The sequence below is a fragment of the Dysosmobacter sp. genome (assembly GCF_034093755.1).
Taxonomy (GTDB): domain Bacteria; phylum Bacillota; class Clostridia; order Oscillospirales; family Oscillospiraceae; genus Oscillibacter.
Map to the genome: position 1 here is coordinate 38,886 of NZ_JAXEBZ010000035.1, position 7,260 is coordinate 46,145.

The window sequence follows — 7,260 nt, forward strand, 5'->3', positions numbered from 1 at the left end:
TTTCCGCCTCCCGGGCCGTTTCCTTATTCCGCCCGGAGGGTGTCCCGGACGGCGCTGTCGAAGTAGGCCACCGGGTTCTGGGCCTCCCCGTCCTGCCGCACCTCGAAGTGGAGGTGGGGGCCGGTGGACTGGCCGGTGGAGCCTGCGGCGGCGATCATTTCCCCGGCTTTCACCGTGTCTCCCTGCTTCACGTCCACGCTCCGGCAGCAGGCGTATACCGTCTCCAGCCCGTCCCCGTGGTCCAGCACCAGGTAATTGCCCAGCACCGGGTCAAAGCCGGTGTCCGTGACGGTGCCGTCCGCCGCCGCCAGCACCGGGGTTCCCCGGTCCGCGGGGATGTCGATGCCGCTGTGAACCGTGGTCCGCAGCCGCTCCGGGTCTTCGGAGGTGGGCTGCTCCGCCGTCACCTGCCGCTGGCCGTAGGGGTTGCTGAGACTGACGGTGCGGCTGCCCTCCACCGGCCACTGCAGCCAGCGGCTGTCCGCCTCGTCGGCCACGTACACGCCGTAGACGAAGGGCTCGTCATCCCCCGCCAGCTGGGGCAGCAGGGAGAGGGTGCCGTCGGCGCCGTATTCCGCCCGCAGGCGGCCGGTGGAAAGGGTATAGGTCTTTTCCTGCCGCGTGCCGTCGGCAAAGGTGACGGCCACCGTCAGCCGCGCCCCGTCAAAGGTGTCGATGTTGGCCCAGGCCTCCTGCCGCAGGTCTGCCTCCGGGTCTGTCACCATGTCCTCCGGAGGCACCCAGAAGCCGTAGCTGCAGTCGGGGTTATAGTCCCCCGTGACATCGGCGCCCAGAACGGTCATCACCTCGGCGCTCATGGGGCCGTCCTCGTCCTCCCCATAGACGCTGCACACAAAATCGCCTGATTCCTCCGCCCGGAAGAGCTGCCGCACCTCCTCCTTCGTCAGCCCCGTCCGGGTCTCGCTGCGGTACAGCCCGCCCCGGTCCACGGAGAGGGTGAGGGTCCGGATGTTCTCCCCCCGCACCTGAAACAGGCAGCCGGTGCAGCGGCCCAGCTCTTCGGTTCCCATGCCGTTGCTGGAGGCGAAGGCCAGCCCGCCGTTGGCGTTGGGCAGCAGGGGAGCCCCGGTGTCGGCGGCGTAAGCCGTCAGGCCGAAGGAGCAGGTCAGGGCGGGGCCGCCGCTCGCCCCCTGCCCGGGCCGCCAGGTCACCGTGCCCAGCAGCAGCGCCAGGGCGCAGGCGGCGCAGGCCGCATTCCGCAGCCAATGGGTCCGGCGCCGCTTTTCCGGGCGGACTGCCGCCTGCTTCTGCCGGGCCGCCGCCAGCACCCGGTTTTCCAACCCCTCCGGAACGGAGACGGTCTCCATCAGATCACGATAGTCATTCTTCATCGTCATTGCCTCCCAAAAGGTCTTTCAGCCGCAGCCTGCCCCGGCGGAGCCGGGAGCGCACCGTGGCGGGCGGGACGCCCAGCAGCGCCCCGATCTCCCCGGTGGAGTACCCTTCGGCGTAGTGGAGGTGCACCGCTGTCCGCAGCTTCTCCGGCAGCCGGGCCACCGCGTCCCACAGCTCCGCCGCTGTTTCCGTCGGCGCCGGGGCTGCGGTCAGCTCCGACAGGGCCACCGTAGGCCGCCGCAGCCGGAACCGGTGCAGGTCGGCGCAGCGGTTCACCGTTGTCCGCAGCAGCCAGGCCTTCAGCCGCTCCCCGTCCCAGCCGCCGGCGTCCTGGTCCAGCAGCCGCAGAAACACGTCCTGGTATACGTCCTCCGCGTCGGGAACGCTCTGCAGGCGGCACAGCGCCAGCCGGTACACGGCGGGGCCGTACTGCTCCATGGCATTGCAAAGGGTTTGTTCCGTCATGCAATGCCTCCTTTCTCTCGTTTGAAAAGCGCTTTTCACCCATAACACGCCGCCGGAGGGGAAAATGTGCCCCGGGGCGAAAAAATTTCCGAAAAAAGACCGCCGTCCGGCGGTCTTTTTTCAAAACGGGCGGCGGGAGCCGCTTATCCTTTCAGAATGTCGGTGTTCCGGTACTGGATGGCTTCCGCCAGGTGCTCCGGGGCGATGGCGTCGCTGCCCTCCAGGTCCGCGATGGTGCGGGCCACCCGCAGAATGCGGTCATGGGACCGGGCGGTGAGGCCCATGCGGGAGAAGGCGTTTTCCATCAGCCTGTCCCCGGCGCCGTCCAGAACACAGAACCGGGCCAGCTGGGCGGGGGTCATGTGGGCGTTGCAGGCGGTGTCCGTGCCGGCGAAGCGCCGGGTCTGCATGGCCCGGGCGGCCTCCACCCGCTCCCGGATGGCGGCGGAGGACTCCGGCGTCTCCCGGCGGCGCATGGCCTCGTATTCCACCGACGGCACGCTGACGTGGAGGTCGATGCGGTCCAGCAGGGGGCCGGAGATCTTCTCCACGTACTTGGCCGCCTCCCGGTCGGAGCAGGTGCAGCGGCCGGAAGGATGGCCCCGCCAGCCGCAGCGGCAGGGGTTCATGGCGCACACCAGCTGGAACCGGGCGGGCAGGTGCAGCGTGCCCCCGGCCCGGGCCACGGTGACGGCCCCCTCCTCCAGGGGCTGGCGCAGCGCCTCCAGCACGTCCCGCCGGAACTCCGGCAGCTCGTCCAGAAACAGCACGCCGTTATGGGCCAGGGAGATCTCCCCGGGCCGCATGGCCGGCCCGCCGCCGGCCAGCGCCGCGGCGGAGGCGGTGTGGTGGGGGGAGCGGAAGGGCCGGGCGGACAGCAGGGGGTGCTTCCGGTCCAGCAGCCCCGCCACGGACCACACGGCGGAGGCCGACAGTGCCTCCTCCCGGCTCATGTCCGGCAGAATGGAGGGCAGCCGCCGGGCCAGCATGGACTTTCCGGCGCCGGGGGAGCCGATGAGCAGAATGTTGTGGCCGCCGGCGGCAGCCACCTCCAGCGCCCGCTTCACGTTCTCCTGGCCCATCACGTCCCGGAAGTCCGGCCCGCCCCGGTCCTCCGGCTCCGGCGTCCACACCGGGGCGGGGGAGAGAGGCTGCTCTCCCCGCAGGTGGGCCGTCAGGGACGCCGCGTCCGTCACGCCGTACACCGTCAGGCCGCCGGCCAGAGTGGCCTCTGCGGCGTTTTCCGCCGGCACGAACAGCTGCCGGATGCCTGCCTCCCTGGCCGCCAGGGCCATGGGCAGCACGCCGTTGACGCCCCGCAGCGCCCCGGTGAGGGACAGCTCCCCCAGAAAGGCGGCGTCCGCCGGCAGGGACTTGATCTCCCCGGCGGCGGCCAGCAGTCCCACGAAAATGGGCAGGTCGTACACCGTGCCCTCCTTTTTCCGGCCCGCCGGGGCCAGATTCACGGTGATGCGGCTGACGGGGAACTTGACGCCGCAGTTTTTCACTGCCGCCCGCACCCGCTCCCGGGCCTCCCGGACGGCGGCGTCCGGCAATCCCACCACGTCAAAGGCCGGCAGTCCGCCGGAGAGAAAACACTCCGCCGACACCTCGTAGCCCTGCAGGCCCGACAGGCCCAGCGAACGGACGGTGACCACCATAAAAATCCCTCCCGGCCTCCGGAGGGGGTTCCGCGGCGGCCCGCTCTTCCGGAGTTGTCTGATGTCTTTGGCAAAAACCGGCATCCCGGCTCCCGCCTCTTTTTCCTCTGCCAGTGTACCACAGGATGGGAGAAAACGGAACCGGAAATTTGCAAAAATCACAGAAAATCCGGGCTTGTTTGGGCTTTTTGCAAAAAAATCAAAAATTGCGCAAAAAATAACGAACTAATCATTTACATGGTGGTTGGCAGGTGCTATAATACTTCTGCTTGGAATCTGTCTGACAACTTCGGCGGGTTCCATGTGACTGTCAGAATGCTGCTTTCCGGGCAGCGATTAATAGGAGGTAAGTTTATGGCAAGAAAGTTCAAGTCCATGGACGGTAATACCGCGGCTGCGCACGTCAGCTACGCGTTTACCGAGGTGGCGGGTATTTATCCCATTACCCCGTCCTCTCCCATGGCCGACATGGTGGACCAGTGGTCTGCCAATGGCCGTAAGAACATCTTCGGCACCACCGTCAAGGTGTGCGAGATGCAGTCCGAGGCCGGCGCTTCCGGCACCGTCCACGGCTCTTTGGCCACCGGCGCGATGACCACCACCTACACCGCGTCCCAGGGCCTGCTGCTGATGATCCCCAACATGTACAAGATCGCCGGCGAGCTGCTGCCCTGCGTGTTCCACGTGTCCGCCCGTACCGTTTCCACCCACGCCCTGAACATCTTCGGCGACCACTCCGACGTGATGGCCTGCCGCCAGACCGGCTTCGCCATGCTGTGCGAGAATGACGTTCAGGAGATCATGGATCTGTCCCCCGTGGCCCATCTGGCCGCCATTGAGGGCCGCGTTCCCTTCATCAACTTCTTCGACGGCTTCCGGACCTCCCACGAGATCCAGAAGGTGGCCGTGTGGGACTATGAGGACCTGGCCGAGATGTGCGACATGGACGCCGTGGCCGCCTTCCGCAAGCACGCCCTGAACCCCGAGCGTCCCAACATGCGCGGCTCCCACGAGAACGGCGACATCTTCTTCCAGCACCGCGAGGCCTGCAACCCCTATTACGAGGCCCTGCCCGCCGTGGTGGAGAAGTACATGGACAAGATCAACGCCAAGCTGGGCACCGACTACAAGCTGTTCAACTACTACGGCGCTCCCGACGCCGAGCGGGTCATCATCGCCATGGGCTCCATCTGCAACGTGGCCGAGGAGGTCATCGACTACCTGACCGCCCAGGGCGAGAAGGTGGGTATGATCAAGGTCCACCTGTACCGTCCCTTCGCCGCCGACCGGCTGCTTGCCGCCCTGCCCGCCACCGCGAAGAAGGTGGCCGTGCTGGACCGCACCAAGGAGCCCGGCTCCCAGGGCGAGCCCCTGTACATGGACGTGGTCACCGCCCTGGCCAACGCCGGCCGGAACGACGTTCAGGTCATCGGCGGCCGTTACGGCCTGGGCAGCAAAGACACCCCGCCCTCCTCTGTGTTCGCTGTCTTCAACGAGCTGAAGAAGGACGCCATGAAGCGTCAGTTCACCATCGGCATCGTGGACGATGTCACCAATCTGTCCCTGGATGAGGAGCCCGCTCCCGGCGTCGCTCCCGCCGGCACCATCGAGTGCAAGTTCTGGGGCCTGGGCGGCGACGGCACCGTGGGCGCCAACAAGAACTCCATCAAGATCATCGGCGACCACACCGACAAGTACATCCAGGCGTACTTCCAGTATGACTCCAAGAAGACCGGCGGCGTCACCATCAGCCACCTGCGCTTCGGCGACAAGCCCATCAAGTCCTCTTACTACATCAACAAGGCCGACTTCGTGGCCTGCCACGTGCCCGCCTACATCACCAAGGGCTTCCCCATCGTCCGTGACGTGAAGCCCGGCGGCACCTTCCTGATCAACTGCCAGTGGAGCGACGAGGAGCTGGGCCACCATCTGGACGCCGCCTCCAAGCGCTACATCGCCAAGAACAACATCCAGGTCTACACCATCAACGCCATTGATCTCGCCAAGGAGATCGGCATGGGCAAGCGCACCAACACCATCCTGCAGTCCGCCTTCTTCTCTCTGGCCAAGGTCATGCCCGAGTCTGAGGCCGTGGGCTACATGAAGGACGCCGCCACCCACTCCTACCTGAAGAAGGGCCAGGACATTGTGGACATGAACCACAAGGCCATCGACCTGGGCGCCACCGCCTACAAGAAGTTCGACGTGCCCGCCGACTGGGCCGACGCCCAGGACGCCGCCGACACCACCACCCTGGCCGGCAAGCCCGAGCTGGTGGAGCAGGTGAAGACCATCCTGAACCCCGTGGGCAAGATGGACGGCGACAGCCTGCCCGTCTCCGCCTTCGTCAAGCACGTGGACGGCCAGTTCGAGCTGGGCGCCGCCGCCTACGAGAAGCGCGGCGTGGCCGCCTTCGTTCCCACCTGGGACCAGACCAAGTGCATCCAGTGCAACAACTGCGCCTATGTCTGCCCCCACGCCACCATCCGTCCCTTCGCTCTGACCGAGGAAGAGGCCGCTGCCGCTCCCGCCGCTACCCGCGCTGTGCCTGTGAAGGCCGGTAAGGGCAAGGGCAAGTACAGCTTCACCATGGCCGTGTCTCCTCTGGACTGCATGGGCTGCGGTGTCTGTGTCGGCGTGTGCCCCACTCAGGCCATCACCATGGTGCCTCAGGAGCAGGAGCTGGCCGAGCAGGATGTGTTCAACTACATGGTGGCCAAGGTCTCCGAGAAGAAGGATATGCAGGATAACACCGTCAAGGGCAGCCAGTTCAAGCAGCCCATGCTGGAGTTCTCCGGCTCCTGCGCCGGCTGCGCCGAGACTTCCTACGCCCGTCTGGTGACCCAGCTGTTCGGCGACCGGATGTACATCTCCAACGCCACCGGCTGCTCCTCCATCTGGGGCGGTCCCGCCGCTACCTCTCCCTACTGCATGAACAAGGAAGGCCACGGCCCCGCCTGGGCAAACTCCCTGTTCGAGGACAACGCCGAGCACGGCCTGGGTATGTACACCGCTCAGGCGGTCATCCGTGAGTCCCTGGCCAACAAGGTTAGATCCGTCATGGAGAACACCACCTGCGACGAGCGGAAGGCCGCCTGCCAGGCTTGGCTGGACACCTACAACGACGGCGAGGCCAACAAGGCTGCTACCAAGGCTTTGATTGCCAACCTGGAAGCCAAGGTCTGCTGCGACACCGTTGCCGACATCCTGTCCAAGAAGGAATACCTGTCCAAGAAGTCCGTGTGGATCTTCGGCGGCGACGGCTGGGCCTACGACATCGGCTTCGGCGGCGTTGACCATGTGCTGGCTTCCAACAAGGACGTGAATGTCTTTGTCTTCGATACCGAGGTTTACTCCAACACCGGCGGACAGGCCTCCAAGGCTTCCAACATCGGCCAGGTTGCTCAGTTCGCTGCCTCCGGTAAGGAGACCAAGAAGAAGTCCCTGTCCGAGATCGCCATGAGCTACGGCTATGTTTACGTCGCTCAGGTGGCCATGGGCGCCAACCCCGCTCAGACCATCAAGGCCATCACCGAGGCGGAAGCCTACAACGGTCCTTCCCTGATCATCGGCTACGCCCCCTGCGAGATGCACTCCATCAAGGGCGGCATGACCAACTGCCAGGCTGAGATGAAGAAGGCTGTGGAATGCGGCTACTGGAACCTGTTCCGCTATGACCCCCGCCGCAAGGCCGCCGGACAGAACCCCTTCCAGATGGACAGCAAGACCCCCACCGGCGATTATCAGGCCTTCCTGAAGAACGAGGTGCGTTACAGCT

At 65.9% G+C, this 7,260-nt stretch carries 4 protein-coding genes; 1 reads left to right on the forward strand and 3 read right to left on the reverse strand.

The window, feature by feature from the left end; translation table 11 throughout:
- Window positions 1-23 precede the first annotated feature (23 nt).
- The 3 genes from SOX55_RS04670 to SOX55_RS04680 form a co-directional block, all read right to left on the reverse strand.
- Window positions 24-1,358 (reverse strand): M23 family metallopeptidase, encoded by a 1,335-nt coding sequence (locus SOX55_RS04670; RefSeq protein ID WP_325286275.1) that lies wholly within the window; start codon window positions 1,356-1,358, stop codon window positions 24-26.
- Entirely contained in the window at window positions 1,342-1,821 is a 480-nt protein-coding gene (locus SOX55_RS04675; protein ID WP_325286276.1) for an RNA polymerase sigma factor, read from the reverse strand. Before SOX55_RS04675 ends, SOX55_RS04670 begins: the two co-directional genes overlap by 17 nt.
- Window positions 1,822-1,964: 143 nt before the next feature.
- Entirely contained in the window at window positions 1,965-3,482 is a 1,518-nt protein-coding gene (locus SOX55_RS04680) for a YifB family Mg chelatase-like AAA ATPase (protein ID WP_325286277.1), read from the reverse strand.
- A gap of 354 nt (window positions 3,483-3,836) precedes the next feature.
- Between SOX55_RS04680 and nifJ the strand changes: the two genes are divergently transcribed.
- Window positions 3,837-7,260: pyruvate:ferredoxin (flavodoxin) oxidoreductase (gene nifJ, locus SOX55_RS04685; RefSeq protein ID WP_325286278.1), on the forward strand; the 3,424-nt coding region annotated here is incomplete at its 3' end.

Bases quoted from the DNA above. Each gene is read 5' to 3' on its own strand.
- SOX55_RS04670 (WP_325286275.1), bottom strand. From the start codon at position 1,358: ATGACGATGAAGAATGACTATCGTGATCTGATGGAGACCGTCTCCGTT.
- SOX55_RS04675 (WP_325286276.1), bottom strand. From the start codon at position 1,821: ATGACGGAACAAACCCTTTGCAATGCCATGGAGCAGTACGGCCCCGCC.
- SOX55_RS04680 (WP_325286277.1), bottom strand. From the start codon at position 3,482: ATGGTGGTCACCGTCCGTTCGCTGGGCCTGTCGGGCCTGCAGGGCTAC.